This is a genomic window from Gillisia xinjiangensis (assembly GCF_046298265.1).
Lineage (GTDB): Bacteria > Bacteroidota > Bacteroidia > Flavobacteriales > Flavobacteriaceae > Gillisia > Gillisia xinjiangensis.
Map to the genome: position 1 here is coordinate 843,509 of NZ_JBKAHK010000002.1, position 17,274 is coordinate 860,782.

General features: G+C 37.2%; 18 protein-coding genes. 16 read left to right on the forward strand and 2 right to left on the reverse strand.

Features of this window, described 5'->3' with window-relative positions; all coding sequences use genetic code 11:
- The first annotated feature begins 289 nt into the window (after positions 1 to 289).
- From cyoE to tsaB, 15 genes are all read left to right on the forward strand, one after another.
- Positions 290 to 1,192, forward strand: a complete 903-nt coding sequence (gene cyoE, locus ACKGJN_RS04895) for a heme o synthase (protein ID WP_409538308.1) — start codon at positions 290 to 292, stop codon at positions 1,190 to 1,192.
- The gene (locus ACKGJN_RS04900) at positions 1,183 to 1,764 is read left to right on the forward strand and encodes a cytochrome c oxidase subunit 3 (protein ID WP_409538309.1); all 582 of its coding nucleotides are present in this window, start codon (positions 1,183 to 1,185) and stop codon (positions 1,762 to 1,764) included. Before cyoE ends, ACKGJN_RS04900 begins: the two co-directional genes overlap by 10 nt.
- A gap of 45 nt (positions 1,765 to 1,809) precedes the next feature.
- Positions 1,810 to 2,790 (forward strand): cytochrome c oxidase subunit 3, encoded by a 981-nt coding sequence (locus tag ACKGJN_RS04905; RefSeq protein WP_409538310.1) that lies wholly within the window; start codon positions 1,810 to 1,812, stop codon positions 2,788 to 2,790.
- Between the two features lie 17 nt (positions 2,791 to 2,807).
- Positions 2,808 to 3,170 (forward strand): cytochrome C oxidase subunit IV family protein, encoded by a 363-nt coding sequence (locus tag ACKGJN_RS04910; protein ID WP_409538311.1) that lies wholly within the window; start codon positions 2,808 to 2,810, stop codon positions 3,168 to 3,170.
- Positions 3,171 to 3,245: 75 nt separating this feature from the next.
- Positions 3,246 to 3,890, forward strand: coding sequence for a hypothetical protein (locus ACKGJN_RS04915; RefSeq protein WP_409538312.1), 645 nt, complete (start codon positions 3,246 to 3,248; stop codon positions 3,888 to 3,890).
- Positions 3,891 to 3,892: 2 nt separating this feature from the next.
- Complete coding sequence (locus tag ACKGJN_RS04920; protein WP_409538313.1) at positions 3,893 to 4,618, forward strand: SCO family protein; 726 nt, start codon at positions 3,893 to 3,895, stop codon at positions 4,616 to 4,618.
- Positions 4,619 to 4,623: 5 nt separating this feature from the next.
- Positions 4,624 to 5,157 carry a DUF420 domain-containing protein gene (locus ACKGJN_RS04925; protein WP_409538314.1) on the forward strand — a complete coding sequence of 178 codons (534 nt, stop codon included), beginning with the start codon at positions 4,624 to 4,626 and terminating at the stop codon, positions 5,155 to 5,157.
- A gap of 70 nt (positions 5,158 to 5,227) precedes the next feature.
- Positions 5,228 to 5,458 carry a hypothetical protein gene (locus ACKGJN_RS04930; protein WP_409538315.1) on the forward strand — a complete coding sequence of 77 codons (231 nt, stop codon included), beginning with the start codon at positions 5,228 to 5,230 and terminating at the stop codon, positions 5,456 to 5,458.
- Positions 5,459 to 5,698: 240 nt separating this feature from the next.
- On the forward strand, positions 5,699 to 6,400 hold the full coding sequence (locus ACKGJN_RS04935; protein WP_409538316.1) for an ABC transporter ATP-binding protein: 702 nt from the start codon (positions 5,699 to 5,701) through the stop codon (positions 6,398 to 6,400).
- Complete coding sequence (locus ACKGJN_RS04940; protein ID WP_409538317.1) at positions 6,393 to 7,640, forward strand: ABC transporter permease; 1,248 nt, start codon at positions 6,393 to 6,395, stop codon at positions 7,638 to 7,640. The genes ACKGJN_RS04935 and ACKGJN_RS04940 overlap by 8 nt, the downstream gene beginning before the upstream one ends.
- A gap of 1 nt (position 7,641) precedes the next feature.
- Entirely contained in the window at positions 7,642 to 8,907 is a 1,266-nt protein-coding gene (locus ACKGJN_RS04945) for an ABC transporter permease (RefSeq protein ID WP_409538318.1), read from the forward strand.
- A 25-nt stretch (positions 8,908 to 8,932) separates the two neighbouring features.
- On the forward strand, positions 8,933 to 10,051 hold the full coding sequence (locus tag ACKGJN_RS04950; protein WP_409538319.1) for an efflux RND transporter periplasmic adaptor subunit: 1,119 nt from the start codon (positions 8,933 to 8,935) through the stop codon (positions 10,049 to 10,051).
- Between the two features lie 49 nt (positions 10,052 to 10,100).
- Entirely contained in the window at positions 10,101 to 11,432 is a 1,332-nt protein-coding gene (locus ACKGJN_RS04955; RefSeq protein WP_409538320.1) for a TolC family protein, read from the forward strand.
- A gap of 3 nt (positions 11,433 to 11,435) precedes the next feature.
- Complete coding sequence (locus ACKGJN_RS04960; RefSeq protein ID WP_409538321.1) at positions 11,436 to 12,707, forward strand: efflux RND transporter periplasmic adaptor subunit; 1,272 nt, start codon at positions 11,436 to 11,438, stop codon at positions 12,705 to 12,707.
- Positions 12,708 to 12,719: 12 nt separating this feature from the next.
- Positions 12,720 to 13,373, forward strand: coding sequence for a tRNA (adenosine(37)-N6)-threonylcarbamoyltransferase complex dimerization subunit type 1 TsaB (tsaB, locus tag ACKGJN_RS04965; protein ID WP_409538322.1), 654 nt, complete (start codon positions 12,720 to 12,722; stop codon positions 13,371 to 13,373).
- Positions 13,374 to 13,381: 8 nt separating this feature from the next.
- Here tsaB and ACKGJN_RS04970 read toward each other — a convergent pair whose 3' ends face one another.
- Together ACKGJN_RS04970 and ACKGJN_RS04975 are read right to left on the reverse strand one after the other, a co-directional pair.
- Positions 13,382 to 14,245, reverse strand: coding sequence for a mechanosensitive ion channel family protein (locus ACKGJN_RS04970; protein ID WP_409538323.1), 864 nt, complete (start codon positions 14,243 to 14,245; stop codon positions 13,382 to 13,384).
- Between the two features lie 236 nt (positions 14,246 to 14,481).
- Positions 14,482 to 14,682 (reverse strand): dodecin family protein, encoded by a 201-nt coding sequence (locus tag ACKGJN_RS04975; protein ID WP_409538324.1) that lies wholly within the window; start codon positions 14,680 to 14,682, stop codon positions 14,482 to 14,484.
- 314 nt (positions 14,683 to 14,996) lie between these two features.
- Between ACKGJN_RS04975 and ACKGJN_RS04980 the strand changes: the two genes are divergently transcribed.
- Positions 14,997 to 17,264 carry an inorganic phosphate transporter gene (locus tag ACKGJN_RS04980; RefSeq protein ID WP_409538325.1) on the forward strand — a complete coding sequence of 756 codons (2,268 nt, stop codon included), beginning with the start codon at positions 14,997 to 14,999 and terminating at the stop codon, positions 17,262 to 17,264.
- Positions 17,265 to 17,274 lie beyond the last annotated feature (10 nt).

Here is a 17,274-nt window from a genome sequence, read left to right on the forward strand (position 1 = left end):
AAATATTGAAATTCTCGCTTTTGCCTACCTTCTGTGCTTGTTGTGAAGCTATTGTTTTGTTCTTTCTTCTTTTGATGTAAAGTAGGTATTTTATCAAAAAACTTTAGGTGTATTGATAGTAATTTGGGAAAATATATTTTTTTGATTTCTAAACAAATACTTATTAGAGCGACATTCAGCAATATTTTAAAGTTAAAAAGAAGGATTTCAGCCTTTAAATTAACCATTTTAGCTTCTTGTTAAAACCTAATTATAAAGTATCTTTGCGCCAATTAAAAGAAATGCTTTTTTGAGTAATACAAGCGTACATATCCCTTCTGTATCAATACTTTCAGATTTTAAGGAACTCACTAAAATGCGACTTGCAATAAGTGTGGTTTTTTCTTCCGTAGCCGGATATTTTCTGGGTGCTGAAGTTGTTAATTTTGTTACGGTTTTATTGCTTGCAATAGGTGGATATTTTATGGTTGGAGCTTCCAATGCTTATAACCAGATAATTGAGCGGGATTTGGATGTCTTGATGGATCGAACAAAGAACCGTCCTATTCCTGCGGGAAGAATGTCTGTGAATACAGCATTTACAATCGCCAGCGTTTTTACTATTCTGGGATTGATAGTTCTTTATATCATAAATCCGAAAACAGCGATGTTTGGGGCAATAAGCATTTTTATTTATGTAAGTGTTTATACTCCATTAAAGACCAGAACACCCTTATCTGTTTTTGTGGGGGCTTTTCCCGGAGCAATTCCATTTATGCTGGGGTGGGTAGCAGCTACCAATGAATTTAACATAGAGGCTGGAACTTTGTTTATGATCCAATTCTTCTGGCAATTCCCGCATTTTTGGGCTATAGGATGGTGGCTGTATGACGATTACAAAAAAGGTGGATTCTTTATGCTTCCTACAGGAAAAAGGGATAAAGGAACCGCCATACAGATTATCCTTTACAGCATCTGGACAATTTTGGTTTCCCTTATTCCTGTTTTTGGAGTTACCGGGAAGCTTTATCTAACCCCTGTCTCCGGAGTTATTATTTTAATTCTTGGATTAGGGATGTTGTATTATGCTTTCGATTTGTATAAAAAGCGGGATGCCAAAGCGGCAAAAAAATTGATGTTTGCCAGCGTATCTTATATCACGCTGCTTCAAATAATATATGTATTAGATAAATTTATAAGAGGATGGATTTAACACAAGGAACAACAGAGGAAAAAATAGGACGGGCAAAAAAAATGATGCTTTGGTTTGGGATAGCAAGTATGGTGATGATGTTTGCGGGTTTAACCAGTGCTTATGTTGTAAGTAAAAGTAGGCCAGACTGGATTACAGATTTTCAACTTCCGGCATCCTTATATTGGAGTACTTTGGTAATTGTAATAAGTAGCTTGACTTTCATTCTTGCCAAAAAAAGCATTGCAGAAGGAAATAGAAAGAATGCAACATTCTCATTGCTCGCAACGCTTGGATTGGGGATAGCTTTTGTGATTTTGCAGTTGGAAGGTTTTTCTGAAATAATTTCATCAGGATATTATTTTACAGGAAGTGAAAGTACGGTCACCACATCCTTTATTTATGTGCTGGTTTTGGCTCACCTTGCCCATTTGGCAGCTGGTCTAATCGTTCTTTTGGTTGTAATTTATAACCATTTTAAACAACACTACAAACCGGGGCAAATGCTTGGAATAGAGCTGGGTGCGACCTTTTGGCACTTTCTTGATGTACTCTGGGTTTACCTGTTTGTGTTTTTATATTTCTTTAGATAATAAATTTACGTATTTTTGGCCATCAAATAAATTCAATATCTCCATATGGAAGCTTCTGTTATTAGAACAGGTACCGAGGGTAAAACCTGGGGCGGTGGAAATGAACCGTTAAAAGCCAGTTACGGCAAAATGATGATGTGGTTTTTCATCGTTTCCGATGCACTTACATTTTCCGGATTCCTGGCGGCCTACGGTTTTTCAAGGTTTAAGTTTGTGGACTCCTGGCCTATCGCCGATGAAGTCTTTAATCACTTCCCGTTTTTACATGGAGTAGATGCTCCAATGTATTATGTAGCTTTAATGACATTTGTTCTTATTTTCTCTTCTGTAACCATGGTGTTGGCAGTAGATGCAGGGCATCAGATGCAGAAAGGAAAAGTTACTTTTTATATGGGGCTAACAATTATAGGAGGATTGATATTCCTTGGTTCACAGGCCTGGGAGTGGAAAAATTTCATAAAAGGTGAATATGGTGCAGTTACAACAACAGGAGGTAATATTCTTCAATTTGTAAATGCGGAAGGAGAACGGGTATCGATTAGCGATGTTGCTGTTCCAATAGCATCAGATAGGGTTGCAATGGGAAGTAGCTCTGGAATCTGGTTTAGTGAAGGAGCGTCTTTGCCCACCGTTTCTCTGGAGGAAGTAAAATCAGGTTTTCTTGCAAATGATAACCTGTTGGTCCGTACCCAATTACTTGATGAGAACGGTCATAAAACAATTCTTTCCAGGGAGGAATCCATTCAGAAATTAAACCTTGAAGGGAAAGGAATTGTGGAAGGTGCAAACCTGAGACAAAATGAATATGGAGTTCCATTATTTGCCGATTTCTTTTTCTTTATTACTGGTTTTCACGGTTTTCACGTATTAACGGGCGTACTTATAAATATTATAATATTCTTTAATATTATCCTTGGAACTTATGAGCGAAGAGGAAATTATGAAATGGTGGAAAAAGTTGGATTATACTGGCACTTTGTAGATTTGGTGTGGGTATTCGTATTTACTTTCTTTTATCTGGTATAATTCTGAAAAATTAAAAAATGGCACATAGTACTACACAAACTCACGAATCTAATACCAAAAAAATTTGGTATGTTTTTATATTGCTATCAGTAGTTACCCTTGTAGAGGTTATCCTGGGGATTATAAGACCTGCTTTTTTAATAGAAAATGATTTTTTAAGCATGAAATTGCTTAACTGGATCTTTATAATCCTAACATTATATAAGGCATATTATATCGCATGGTCCTTTATGCACCTGGAAGGTGAAACTAAAGGCCTTAGACGTTCAATTGTATGGACCTCAGTATTCTTAATTAGTTACCTTATGTTTATCTTATTAACAGAAGGTGATTACATTTTCGAGGTTTTTAAAAACAATCATGTAGCCTGGGACTTTTAAAAGTTAAAAATTCTTGAAAAGACGGTTTTTAAAAACCGTCTTTTTACTTTTGTAATTCATAATTACGGTGTCCCCATGAAGAAGTTTCTTGTGCTTGGCGTATTGTTTTTACTGCCAATTTTTGCTTATCTGTTTTTTTCTTCCGGTGTAAATCACTTTGCTAAACTCCCTATTTTAACCAATCAGGTTAAAGATGTAAATCAATTTAATACCAATCAGGATTCCGCTGTTTCCTTTCAGGATAAAATCAGTATCGTTGCTTTTTTTGGAAATGACCCGGAGGATCTAAAAGGGAATACTTTTAATCTTGATCAAAAGATCCTTGAGAAGTTCTATCAATTCAAAGATTTCCAATTTGTAATTGTTTTACCTGAAGATGCCCGGCCACAGACTCAAAAGTTTATAAGTGATTTTTCTGCGGTTACCAACTCCGATTACTGGAAAATGGTATATGGAACTCCTTCACAGGTGAGTGAGGTTTTTAATAGTTTTAAAACTGATCTTCAGCTGGATAAAAATCTCCAGACCCCATATGTTTTTATAATTGATAAAGATAAAAACCTTCGGGGACGTGATGATGATGAAGATAAAGGAATGCTTTATGGGTATGATTCCAGGTCTGTTTCTGAACTCAATAATAAAATGAATGATGATGTAAAGGTTATCCTGGCAGAGTATAGGTTAGCCCTTAAAAAGTATAATAAAGAAGAGGAAGAGTAGCTATGAAAAATTCATCCTATATAGGGATTTCGCTAATCATACTTATTTTTGGAATTATTTTTATTCCAAAAATACTTGACCGTATAGGAAGCGAGGAGATCATAAAATCTGACAGGCTTAATGTGCAAACCAAAAAAGGAGATCCTTCAGAAGTTGCATATATTATTCAGTATGAAGAAAAAAAGCAGGTTCCAGAATTCGAATTTATAAATCAGGATGGCGATACTATCACAGATAAGGATTATTTAGGAAAGGTATATGTGATAGAGTTCTTTTTTACAACCTGTCCTTCCATTTGTCCAATTATGAATGAGAATCTTATCTCGGTTCAAAATGAAATCGATAATGAGGAAGATTTTGGAATTGTTTCCATTACTATTGATCCAGAACATGACACTCCTGAAGTTTTAAAGGAATATGCTGAAAATTACGGGGTGACAAATCCCAATTGGAATTTCCTTACCGGGGATAGAAACAAAATTTATGAAATGGCGAATAGCGGATTTGGCATTTTTGCCGATGAAGATGAAACCGTTCCCGGTGGCTTTGCACACTCCGGGCTTTTCGCTCTTATTGACAAAGAAGGTTATGTGCGTTCCAGACTTGATAAGTTTGGAAATCCAATAATCTATTATCGTGGATCTGTTGAGCGTAACAAGTCTATAGTGGAAGGAGAAGAGGAGCCGGAAATAGATATTCTTATCGAGGATATTAATAAACTACTTTAAGCAACATGGGTGTAGCAAAAATTGATAAAATTGCCATCCCGGCAATAATTACCATTTCCGTGGTAGTTCCTGTCCTGGTTTTGATATTGATGTATCTTCCTGAGCGTTATAATATTTTTGGAACTCAGTCCGGCACGTTTCCGTTTTTCCACGCGGTTTTAAATGGTTCAACAGCATTATTACTTTTATTTGGATATTTTTTCCAGTCTATAGAGGAGTACAAGTGGCATCGGAATTTTATGATCACGGCCTTTCTGCTTTCTGCTATATTTCTGGTGAGTTATGTGATTTCAAAAATAAGCAATGAGCCCGTTCCCTATGGAGGAGAAGGAGCTTTGAGATATATTTATTTCTTTATTTTAATCACACATATCGCTCTTTCCGCTATTATTGTTCCCCTGGTCTTGTTTACTATGTATCACGGTTTAACCGCGCAATATGAAAAACACGCAAAAATAGCCCGATGGACCTTCCCAATTTGGTTATATGTTGCCGTTACCGGAGTGCTGGTTTATTTATTTATGTTGCCATATTATTAAAAAGCATGTTTTTCTTCTTCTGAAAATTGGCTAAATTTGAAGAAAGGAAGGAATTTGATTTATGAGTTATATGAAATTGAAAATAATTTTTATTAGCATAGCTTTGATCTTACTGCCCGCATTGGTAACCGCCCAGTGCGCGATGTGCCGCGCAGTGCTGGAAAGCGAAGGTTCTGAAGCTACTGCCCAGGGGATTAATGATGGGATTGTATATTTAATGATATTTCCATACGTGCTTATTGGGGGAATTGCATTTTTTATATATCGTTCCTTTAAAAAGAAAAAACCTTCCAATTCTTAAAAAAATACCATTATTAACTTGATAATATGGTTGATCGCTTTGATAGGATCTTTTAAAACTACTCAAATTATTTTCCTGTTTTTCCCCTGAACTTATAGTAAACCCTGAATGTTTCTTAATATTCAGTTAAATTTTAACTTTTTTCTAACATGTTATTCTGTAACAATTTTTGATTTCATAGGTCTTATGTCTATGCTGTTCTGAAATTTCATAATTTAGAATAGCTATAATTTTTGCATTATGATCGAAATTAAAGACCTGCACAAATCCTATAAAATGGGAAGCAATTCCATTTATGTTTTGAAAGGCATAAATTTCAGTGTGGCCGAGGGTGAGCTGGTTGCTATTATGGGTTCTTCAGGTTCAGGTAAATCAACCTTGCTCAATATATTGGGTATGCTGGATGAGGCCGATCAAGGTTCTTATACCCTGGACGGACTTCCTATTAAGAATTTGAATGAAAAAATTGCAGCCCGCTATCGGAACAAATTTCTGGGCTTTGTATTTCAGTCTTTTAATTTAATCAATTACAAAAGCGCATTGGATAATGTGGCTTTACCCCTTTATTATCAGGGCGTAAAGCGTGGAGAGCGAATGGATATAGCAATGAGTTATCTTGAAAAAGTTGGACTTGCAAACTGGGCTTCCCATTTGCCTAACGAGCTTTCCGGAGGTCAGAAACAAAGAGTTGCGATTGCCCGGGCGCTGGCATCAAACCCAAAAGTTTTACTTGCCGATGAGCCTACAGGAGCCTTGGACACCAAAACTTCCTATGAAGTGATGGATTTGATCCAGGGAATTAATGATGAGGGGAGAACGGTTCTTGTGGTAACCCATGAACACGATATTGCCCAAATGACCAAACGCATTGTAAATCTCAAGGATGGTTTAATTATAGATGACGCAAAGGTAAATCAAGTAAGAGCTTTAAGCAATGTTTGATATAGAACGCTGGCAGGAGATTTTTGAAACCATCAGCAAGAATAAGCTGAGGACTTTTCTAACCGGTTTATCCGTTGCTTCAGGTATTTTTATTTTGGTAATCCTTCTGGGAATAGGAGAAGGAATGCAAAATGGGATTTCCAAACAGTTTGAACGGAATGCTGCCAATATCCTGTATGTTTTTACAGGAGTTACTTCCAAGGAATACAAAGGACTTAATCCCGGCAGGCAGATCGTGATGAAAAATGACGATTATAGCTACATCAGTTCTAAATATCAGGATGAGCTCGAATATAAATCTTCTATCTTCAGGATCTGGAGCGGACTCATAACTTTTAAAAACGAATCTGGTGCATACAGGGTAGAAGGGGTATGGCCAGACTATCAGTTTTTGGAAAATGCTGGAATGACGGAAGGGAGATATATCAATTATAAAGATCAGGAAAATTTTGAAAAGGTTGTTGTCATTAGTAAAAAAATAAAATCAGATCTGTTTAAAAACGGGGAAAACCCAATTGGAGAATATATCCGAATTAGCAATATCAACTTTAAGGTAATTGGTGTTTATACAGATCCGGGAGGAGAACGGGAAGAAACCCGGGTATTTTTACCCATATCTACTGCTCAGCGTGTATTTGGCGGAGCTAATAATATTAGAAACCTATCCTTCACCTTAGAAAAAAAAGACAATTTTGAAGAAGCCCTTGCAGAATCTGAACGGTTTACGGAAGAAGTTTCTTCTTACCTAAAAGAAAAACACATTATAGCTCCGGATGATACTAGTGCCATAAATATCAATAATACACTGGAAGATGCCAAAAGATTTTATGATCTTATAAATATGATCAAGTTCTTTTTTTGGGGCGTAGGTATTTGTACGATCATCGCGGGAGTGGTTGGAGTTAGCAATATTATGCTGATTATAGTCAAGGAACGAACCAAAGAGATTGGAATTAGAAAAGCCCTTGGGGCCGAACCTCTTGCTATTATAATTATGATTCTTCATGAATCTATTTTTATAACGACAATAGCCGGATTTACTGGCCTTATTTTTAGTCTTGCACTTCTGGAGTTTGTAGGGCCCATGATAGAAACCGAATATATAACTAACCCCTCCATCAATTTTAGTGTCGCTATTTCCACTGTTTTTATATTGATAATAGCCGGTGCAATAGCTGGATTTTTCCCGGCCTGGAGAGCAGCACGAATTAAAGCAATTGAAGCTTTAAGAGACGAATAACATGTTTAACAGAGATAACTGGAGCGAAATAATAGAAGCCCTGACCACAAATTGGTTTAGGACACTGCTCACTTCCTTTGGAGTGCTATGGGGAATATTTATTCTGGTTATTCTTTTGGCGGCAGGAAAAGGGCTTGAGAACGGTGTGAAGCAAGGTTTTGGAGGTATGGCCACGAATTCGATGTTCATGTGGTCACAAACCCCTTCAAAACCCTATAAAGGTTTGCCAAAGGGAAGACGTTATAATTTCAAAACCGGGGATGTTGCAGCAATTCGACAAAATGTTCCCAACCTAAGATTTGTATCTCCAAGAAATCAACTGGGTGGTTTTGGTGGAGCAAATAATGTGGTGCGGGGATTAAAAACAGGAGCATTCAACGTATATGGGGATTACCCGGAGATCATTCAGCAGGAACCCATGGACATAACTTCAGGTAGGTTCATCAATTATTCAGATATCAAGGATAAGCGGAAAGTGGCGATTATTGGAGAAGGTGTTCGAAATGACATGTATCAACCCGGAGAAGAGGTAATAGGAAGTTATCTCAAAATTAATGGGGTGAACTTTATGGTGATAGGAACCTATAAAAAGAAAGGCAATAATAACGGAGATGCGGAAGAAGCCCAAAAACAGATATTCGTTCCCTTTACAGCCTTTTCCCAGGCATTTAATAGAGGGGATAACGTGGGGTGGATGGCGATTACCGCCAATGATGAATCGACTATAACGGAGCTTAAAAGTCAGGTTTTTGATATTATCAAATCAAATCATTCCATTCATCCTGAGGATGACCGTGCCATTGGTAATTTTGATTTACATGAAGAGTACAGTAAAATAAACGGTTTGTTCGTCGCTTTAAAAGCAGTGGCTTATTTCGTTGGGATTCTGGTATTGCTTTCAGGAATAATTGGAATTAGCAACATCATGCTTATCGTGGTAAAGGAGCGCACCAATGAGATAGGAATACGGCGGGCGCTGGGAGCAACTCCGTGGGCAATTCGCGGACAAATTTTGATGGAATCTATCTTCCTGACCATAATTTCAGGGATGGCGGGAATTGCCCTTGCAACAGGAATAATAGCGCTAATCAATAATCAATTAGATGGAATGGATACTTCAGAAATGATGTTTGCAAATCCCAGTGTAGATCTGGGAGTGGTAATTACCGCACTTACAATTTTAATAATATCGGGTTTACTGGCAGGATTAATACCGGCACAAAATGCTATAAAGATCCAGCCGGTAGATGCTTTAAGAACGGAATAAATAAATAGATTAACTCAATTCAAAGATGAAAAAAACTGTCACTGTCGTCATACTTTTGGTAATTGCGATAACCTTCGTGGGGGCGTTGTATTACCTCTATCAGAAAAATCAGGAAAATCCTGTTGTATATGCAACAGAAACTCCTTCAAGGCAAACCATAATCAAGAAAACCGTAGCTACAGGAAGCATAGTTCCCAGGGAAGAGGTATTGATTAAACCGAATATTTCAGGAATTATAGATGAGATCTATATCGAAGCGGGGCAAAAGATAAAGGCAGGGGATCTTATTGCAAAAATACGGGTAATTCCGAATGTTTCTACCCTACAAAGTGCAAAGGATGCCGTTGCCACTGCAAAAATAAATCTTGATAATGAGAAGAAGATGTTTGATCGTCAAAAAACCTTATTTGACAAGGGGGTTATTTCTGTAAATGATTTTGATAATGTTCAGGTATCCTACCAGAGGGCTCAGCAAAATTACAAATCGGCGCAACAAAATTTTGAAATTGTACGCACGGGGACAACAAGTGGACTGGGAACTGCCGCAAATACGTTAATTCGTTCTACTATTGATGGAATGGTGTTGGATGTTCCGGTGAAAACAGGAAATCAGGTAATTGAAAGCAATAACTTTAATGATGGTACCACCATAGCTACTCTCGCCGATGTCAATAAAATGATCTTTGAAGGAAAAGTTGATGAAAGCGAAGTTGGGAAGATACGGGAAGACCTTCCGTTGGAAATTACCGTTGGCGCTATAGAAAATAAGACCTTTAATGCGGTTTTAGATTACATCGCGCCAAAAGGGGTAAGTGAAAATGGCGCTATTCAGTTTGATATTAAAGGCACTTTAAATAAATCGGATACTACTTTTATCCGTGCCGGGTTAAGCGCGAATGCTTCTATTATTCTTGAGAGGGTAAATGATGCCCTGGCAATTAAAGAAGCCTTGGTACAGTTTGATCCCAAAACTCAAAAACCTTTTGTGGAAGTAGAATCAGGAAACCAGGAGTTTGTTAGAAAAGAAATTAAGCTGGGAGTAAGTGATGGTATTTATGTTCAGGTTTTGGAAGGAATTTCTGAGGATGATAAAATCAAAATCTGGAACCAGATTAAGCCTTCTCCATCTTTTTCTGCAAACTAATCTGTAACAACTTCCCAATTTGTTAGACATGTATTTTACAAGCACAATTATGAAAAAAATAATATTTTTAGCCTGTTTTCTTTTTATAGGTATTTATACCCAAGCTCAGGAAAAGCGATGGACACTTCAGGAATGTGTTGCTTATGCCCTGGAAAATAATATTTCGGTAAAACAATCGGAACTGGATGTGGAAGCTTCAGCAATTGACAGATCTGATGCTATTGGTAATTTTATACCATCCCTGAGCTCCCAAATGAGTCTTACCAGCAACAGCGGTTTAAGTATCAATCCAACCACTAACCGTTTTGAAAGTACTCGTTTTACCTCTTTTTCAGGTAGTGCCACCACAGCCTTAACTGTTTTTGACGGGCTTAGGAATTACAGGCAGTTTCAGCGATCTAAACTTGCCCAACTGGCAAGTGAGTATTCCCTGGAGTTGATGAAGGATGATATTGCCCTTTTTGTTGCAAACTCCTATTTACAGGTGCTTTTTAATAAACAAAGCCTGGTAGTTTTGATCTCTCAAAATATGGTTACCAATGAACAGCTGGAAAGAACAAGGGAGCTTGTAGACGCAGGTGTACTTCCATCCGGAGATCTTCTGGAAATTGAAGCCACCAGTGCCAATGAGTTGCAACGTATCGTGGTAGCTGAAAACAATATAAAAATATCCCTGATCAGTTTAGCGCAAACGCTTCTGATAAAGGATTATGAAAACTTTGATATCGCTGAAGATGATTATGATGTTTTTGGAGCAGAAATCCTTACAAGAACTCCTTCAGAAATAATTGAAAGAGCAAAGGAAGAACGCTTTGAAATAAAAGTAGCAGAGGAAAACAAAAAGATTGCCGTAAAAGATGTTGAAATAGCCAAAGGTGCATATTGGCCGACAATTAACGCATTTTTTAATTACAATACCAGGTATGCTGATAATGATCCGTTCAGCCGGGATTTCACCACCCAGTTATATGAGAATGATGGAACTACTTATGGTTTGCAATTGAATATTCCTGTTTTAAACGGATTTGCTGTTAGAAATCAGGTAAAACGAAATAAGATTAATGTTGAACGTGCCGAATATCGTTTGGAACAGGCAGAACTGGATCTCGAGGCTAATGTTTATCAGGCTTACGTAGATGCTCAGGGAGCTTTCAGGTCTTACGAAGCTGCCCTGGTGGCATTGAATGCCCAGGAGCAGGCTAATTCCTATGCTACAGAAAGATTTGACGTGGGTTTAACCAATGCTTTCGAATTTAGTCAGGCAAAATTAAGGCTTGAAAATGCACAAACAGAGGTGGTAAGAACCAAATACGATTATATATTTAAATTAAAAGTGATCGAGTTATACTTCGGGATTCCGGTAACCGATCTTAAATTTTAGGACATGAAGAAAAAAACACTCATTATTATTGGTGTTATCGCAGTTGCGCTTATTGTAGTACTTATAGCAGGAAAAAAAGCAGGATGGTTTGGAGCATCTGGAAATATTAAGGACGTAGAGATCACTAAGATTGAACCCATCCAAATTGTTGAAACCGTTTCGGCTACCGGAAAGATTCAGCCAGAGCTTGAGGTTAAACTTTCTTCTGAAGTTTCCGGAGAGATTATTGAGCTTCCTGTGGTGGAAGGTCAGTTGGTTGAAAAGGGAGATTTACTGGTGCGCATCAATCCTGATATTTACCAGTCCAGTTTACTTCGTTCCCGGGCTGGATTGCAAAATGTTCGTGCAAATTATGCTCAGTCGGAAGCGAATTTAAAGGAAGCAAAGGCCAATTATGACCGGAATAAAACCCTTTTTGAAAGAGGAGTGATCTCGAAGGCAGAATGGGATCGTGCTGTTGCAGCTTTTGAAGTTGCCGAGGCTGCTAAAAATGCAGCATTTTACAGTATGCAAAGTGCCTCAGCCACCGTGACTGAAGCTACCGATAATCTTGCCCGAACCAGTATTTTCTCACCTATGCGTGGGACTATTTCAAAACTGGCAGTAGAATTAGGCGAAAGAGTGGTAGGGACCCAACAAATGGCAGGAACCGAGATCATGAGGGTGGCGAATTTAGCCAATATGGAAGTGGAAGTGGATGTAAATGAAAATGACATTGTAAAAGTATCTGTAAACGATTCTACCATTGTGGAAGTAGATGCCTATTTAAAAAGAGAATTCAAAGGAGTTGTTACCGAAATCTCTAATTCTGCCATAGAAGGATTAACTGCAGATCAGGTTACAAACTTCAAGGTGAAGGTGAAAATCCTTAAAAGTTCCTATGAAGATCTACTGGAAGGAAAGCCGGAAAATTATTCACCCTTCAGGCCAGGAATGACTGCAACAGTGGATATAATTACCAGAAAAAAGGACAATGTTATTGGTGTACCTATTAGTGCTATTGTGATTAAGAATGACACAACTTCAACTCCCGGAAAGAAACCGGCAGATGCTTTGACCGATAAAAAATTTGAAACAGTTTTTGTAAAGGATGGAAATCAGGCTAAATTGCGGGTTGTTACCACTGGGATCCAGGATAATAGAAATATAGAAATAGTATCCGGTTTAAAAGAAGGGGAAACCGTGATCACCGGACCCTATAACACCGTAACCAAGAGTTTAAAAGACGGGGATGAAGTACAGGTTGGTACGGAAAAAACACCCCCTTCAGAATAAAATAAAAAAGATTTGAATATACTTTGTATAGAAACCGCCTCCACGAATTGTTCTGTTGCACTTGCTAAGAATGGAAACTTGTTTGCCTTAAAGGAAGATTACAGCAATGGGTTCTCCCATGCGGAAAGGCTTCATATTTTCATTCGGGATATTTTGGCCGAAAATGATATGCAACTATCAAACCTTGATGCAATTGCTGTTAGTAAAGGCCCGGGTTCCTATACAGGACTGAGAATTGGAGTATCTGCAGCCAAAGGATTATGCTTCTCTCTTGGGATCCCACTTATCTCAGTTTCCACTTTAACAGCGTTGGCCTATCAGGTAAAGGAAAAAGTTTTGGTTATTCCTATGCTCGATGCCAGGAGAATGGAAGTGTATACCGCTGTTTTTGATAATGAACGGGAACAGATATTGAAAACGAGCGCAATGATCCTTGACGAAAATTCCTATTTTGAATATTTAGAAAAAGGACCTGTGTATTTTATAGGGAGTGGAGTGACAAAATTCAACGAGATATGCAAGCATCCCAACGCTATTTTTGTTGAAGGAAAACTTCCATCGGCAAAAGAAATGGTTGATTTGGCTATATATAAATACAAAATAAGCGACTTTGAAGATGTCGCTTATTTTGAACCTTACTATTTAAAAGATTTTATGGCCGGATAGGTTTATGTTTATTTCCCCGTATTTTCATTGATTTCTTTTGCATCTTTAGAATGATTAAAAAAATGCACATCCCGTTGAGGGAAAGGAATTCCAATTCCGGCGGCTTCCAGCCTGAATTTTGCTTCTTCAATAGTAAACCAGTGGCATCCCCAGTAGTTTTCATTTAAAGCCCAGAATCTTAACGAAAGATTTACAGAGCTGTCCGCAAGTTCGGCTACTACAACCTGTGGTTCCGGATCTTCCATGATTCCTTCCTGTTCTTTCATCAGGTTTATTAAGATCTCTTTAGCTTGCTTAATATTGCTGTCATAGGATATTCCAATGGTAATAGAATCTTTACGTTTCCCTTCAACCGTATAATTTATAATTTCATTATTGGTTAAATCTCCATTTGGGATAATGGCAAGTTGGTTTCCAAAGGTATTGAGATAAGTGTAAAAAAGAGAAGTTTCTTTTACCGTTCCCGATACATCTCCAACTTCAATCCAGTCGCCTATTTTAAAGGGCTTTAATATTATAATTAGTACACCCCCGGCAAAGTTGGCTAATGAACCCTGTAAGGCAAGTCCAATTGCAAGTCCGGCGGCACCAACAACTGCGATAAGCGAGGTTGTTTGTACCCCAAGCTTCCCGATAACGACAATAAATAAGAGGACTTTTAAAGTCCAGTTTATCAAAGTGAGAATGAAGTTTTCCAGAGTTATATCATAATCTTTTTTCTGAAAAATTTTACGGGTATAACGCAATATGAGTTTAATGATCCAAAGACCAAATACTAATATTAAAATGGCAGCAATAAGGCTGGGTAAATAGTCTATAAGTTTTGAAAGATAATTATTGGCAAGTTCACTCCAATTGTCTATTTGATCCATAATTTTTAAATTTTCACAAAGGGAAGATTTTTAGTAAAAATATCGGAATAAATTTTGTTTAAATTTTGTTAAATAATTATTTTTAAGAGTACAATGTAGTCAAAAAAAATTAGGATATTTGGGACGAGAAATCTGAATCCCACCAAAGAATTGAATCCCTGAAAATTCATTGATTTTTTTGAAATAAAAAGACTCCCTTTTATAGAGAGAGCCTTGGATTTGCTTCGTGAAAAAAATTAAGTTAACTCAAAGGTGATTTTGAGGATTACTCTAAACTCGGTGATGTTTTCACCGGTAACCATCGCCTTTTGTTCCTTTACATAAACCGATTTAATATTTTTTATGGTTTTGGAAGCGCTTTTTACAGCATTTCTAGTGGCTTCTTCCCAACTATCTTCAGAAGTTGCAATAACTTCAATTACTTTAAATATGGACATATTAATTTTTTGTTTTTGTGAGTATTAAAAATTTCAATAGTAAGATACGAAAATTTTAATTTCTCCAGTGCTATTAATTTTGAAATAGCCTACCCGTCTTTTCTTTCTGGCCCGCCCGTCCCGTTCGGGCAGGATTTCATCAATATTCTTGAAATTGATTCCTTTAAAATAGGTCGCTTGATAAAGTCAAAAGGTTTGATTTGGGGGGCTTTAATAGGCTCTGTTAAATGATCTTTCTTCTTAAAGTTTTAATAACTTTGGAAAGTCTTTTTTTATAATTTAAATAAGAACTTTTGTAGGCATGTAAAGGCATTATGGAAAACATTTATATCTTGATGTTGATTGCTTTATTTGCCCTGGCAATTATTGACCTGGTGGTAGGTGTAAGCAATGATGCAGTAAACTTTTTAAATTCTGCCATAGGCTCCAAAGTTGTACCTCTTCGAACAATTCTTATCATTGCCAGCATAGGGGTGGCGGTAGGAGCGGTTTTCTCCAGCGGACTTATGGAGGTTGCCCGGGAAGGAATATTTATCCCTGGGAAATTTCACTTTGAGGAGATCATGATCATCTTTCTGGCGGTTATGATCGCAGATGTTATTCTATTGGATTTTTTCAATTCGTTGGGTCTTCCAACATCAACAACGGTTTCAATTGTTTTTGAATTGCTTGGAGCTGCGGTATTTGTTGCGCTTATAAAAATATATTATTCTACCGGAGATTATGAAACCTTATTTACATTTATAAACACTTCAAAAGCAACCCAAATAATTTTTGGTATAATGCTCTCTATCGTTATTGCTTTTGCGCTTGGGTCAATGGTTCAATATTTTTCCAGGTTGATCTTTACTTTCCAATACGAAAAAAAAATAAAATATGCTGGAGCCATATTTGGAGGGCTTTCATTTACTGCCTTGTTTTATTTTATTTTAATGAAAGGGATTTCAAGTATTTCTTTCATTCCTCCAGGTTTTCTGAATGATGTAAAAAATAATTCCCTTGTTATTGTGATCTCCGGTTTTTTCCTTTTTACAGGGATATGCCATTTAGCAATTGCAACTTTTAAGGTAAATATCCTTAAAACAATTGTTGTAATTGGAACTTTTGCCCTGGCACTAGCATTTGCTGGAAATGATCTGGTAAATTTTATTGGTGTGCCTATTGCGGCCTGGCAGTCCTATGAAATCTGGCATGCTGCTTATTTGGCTACCGGAGAATTGCCATCGCAGTTATTGATGAGCGGATTATCTGAAGAGGTAAGTACCCCCATCCTGTTTTTAATTCTTGCAGGTCTGGTTATGGTTACAACCCTTTGGTTTTCTAAAAAAGCTATGCGGGTTACACAAACCGAAATAAAACTTGGCAGGCAGGAGTTTGGAGATGAACGTTTTGCGCCCAATTTTTTTTCCCGTGGCATCGTTCGGTACTTTATTGTTATTGGCAATGTTTTCGAATTCCTTATCCCGGATTCTTTATCGCATAAAATGAGTTCCAAATTTAAAAAAGAAGAGATACTTGTCGGTGAAAGAGGTCTTGAAATACCATCCTTTGATCTTGTGCGGGCGTCCGTAAATCTTGTTGTGGCCAGTGTTTTGATTTCCCTGGCAACAAATTTAAAATTACCATTATCTACCACCTATGTTACTTTTATGGTAGCTATGGGGACTTCTTTTGCCGATGGTGCCTGGGACAGGGATAGCGCTGTGTTTAGGGTAGCGGGTGTTTTAAATGTAATAGGTGGGTGGTTTGTTACCGCCTTTAGCGCATTTTTAGTGGCAGCACTTTTTGCCGCCATCATTTACTTTGGGGGGATTATAGCCATTGCTTTCCTTGTATTGCTTGCAGTGATCCTGATTGTTCGGAGTTATGTAGTGCATTCCAGGAAACTGAAACAACAAAAGAAACAAAAGCGTTTTAAACATAGCGATATAGTCACGATTAACGAGATCACTATTGAATCTTCTCAAAATATTTCCAGTGTGATAGGCGGAATTAATAAAATGTACACCAAAACCGTTGATAGCCTTGGATTACACGATTTAAATAAACTAAAAAAGAACAATAAAGGAATAGAAAAACTGGAAGCAGAGATTGATGAGTTAAAGGGGAATATTTTTTATTTTATCAAATCTCTGGACGATGAGTCTGTGGAAGCAGGTAAATTCTACATCCTTATTTTAGACCATTTACAGGATATGGTGCAATCCATTGGTTTTATAACACGAAACAGTTATAATCATGTCCACAACAATCACAAAAACCTGAAATTCAATCAAACCCGCGATCTTAAAGCTATAAACAACAAAATGCAGATGTTGTTTGATGATATTAAACTTATTTTTGATTCTCACAGATTCAGCAATATTGATAAGGTAATTGCTGAAAAACGAGTATTGCTTGAAAATATTTCAGAGTTAATTGAGCGGCAAATAGAGCGAATCCGGACTACGGAAACCAGCCCGAAAAACTCTAAATTATATTTCGGGTTATTGCTGGAAACAAAAGATTTGATTAGCTCTACGATGAGTTTGCTTCAGCTTTTTCAGGAATTTCATAAAGAAGCGAAGCAAACAATCTATTGATTTTTTAAAT

Bases quoted from the DNA above. Each gene is read 5' to 3' on its own strand.
- ACKGJN_RS04915 (WP_409538312.1), top strand. From the start codon at position 3,246: ATGAAGAAGTTTCTTGTGCTTGGCGTATTGTTTTTACTGCCAATTTTT.
- ACKGJN_RS04945 (WP_409538318.1), top strand. From the start codon at position 7,642: ATGTTTAACAGAGATAACTGGAGCGAAATAATAGAAGCCCTGACCACA.
- ACKGJN_RS04900 (WP_409538309.1), top strand. From the start codon at position 1,183: ATGGATTTAACACAAGGAACAACAGAGGAAAAAATAGGACGGGCAAAA.
- ACKGJN_RS04935 (WP_409538316.1), top strand. From the start codon at position 5,699: ATGATCGAAATTAAAGACCTGCACAAATCCTATAAAATGGGAAGCAAT.
- ACKGJN_RS04910 (WP_409538311.1), top strand. From the start codon at position 2,808: ATGGCACATAGTACTACACAAACTCACGAATCTAATACCAAAAAAATT.
- ACKGJN_RS04975 (WP_409538324.1), bottom strand. From the start codon at position 14,682: ATGTCCATATTTAAAGTAATTGAAGTTATTGCAACTTCTGAAGATAGT.
- ACKGJN_RS04980 (WP_409538325.1), top strand. From the start codon at position 14,997: ATGGAAAACATTTATATCTTGATGTTGATTGCTTTATTTGCCCTGGCA.
- ACKGJN_RS04970 (WP_409538323.1), bottom strand. From the start codon at position 14,245: ATGGATCAAATAGACAATTGGAGTGAACTTGCCAATAATTATCTTTCA.
- ACKGJN_RS04925 (WP_409538314.1), top strand. From the start codon at position 4,624: ATGGGTGTAGCAAAAATTGATAAAATTGCCATCCCGGCAATAATTACC.
- ACKGJN_RS04905 (WP_409538310.1), top strand. From the start codon at position 1,810: ATGGAAGCTTCTGTTATTAGAACAGGTACCGAGGGTAAAACCTGGGGC.
- ACKGJN_RS04920 (WP_409538313.1), top strand. From the start codon at position 3,893: ATGAAAAATTCATCCTATATAGGGATTTCGCTAATCATACTTATTTTT.
- ACKGJN_RS04955 (WP_409538320.1), top strand. From the start codon at position 10,101: ATGAAAAAAATAATATTTTTAGCCTGTTTTCTTTTTATAGGTATTTAT.
- ACKGJN_RS04940 (WP_409538317.1), top strand. From the start codon at position 6,393: ATGTTTGATATAGAACGCTGGCAGGAGATTTTTGAAACCATCAGCAAG.
- ACKGJN_RS04930 (WP_409538315.1), top strand. From the start codon at position 5,228: ATGAAATTGAAAATAATTTTTATTAGCATAGCTTTGATCTTACTGCCC.
- ACKGJN_RS04950 (WP_409538319.1), top strand. From the start codon at position 8,933: ATGAAAAAAACTGTCACTGTCGTCATACTTTTGGTAATTGCGATAACC.
- ACKGJN_RS04960 (WP_409538321.1), top strand. From the start codon at position 11,436: ATGAAGAAAAAAACACTCATTATTATTGGTGTTATCGCAGTTGCGCTT.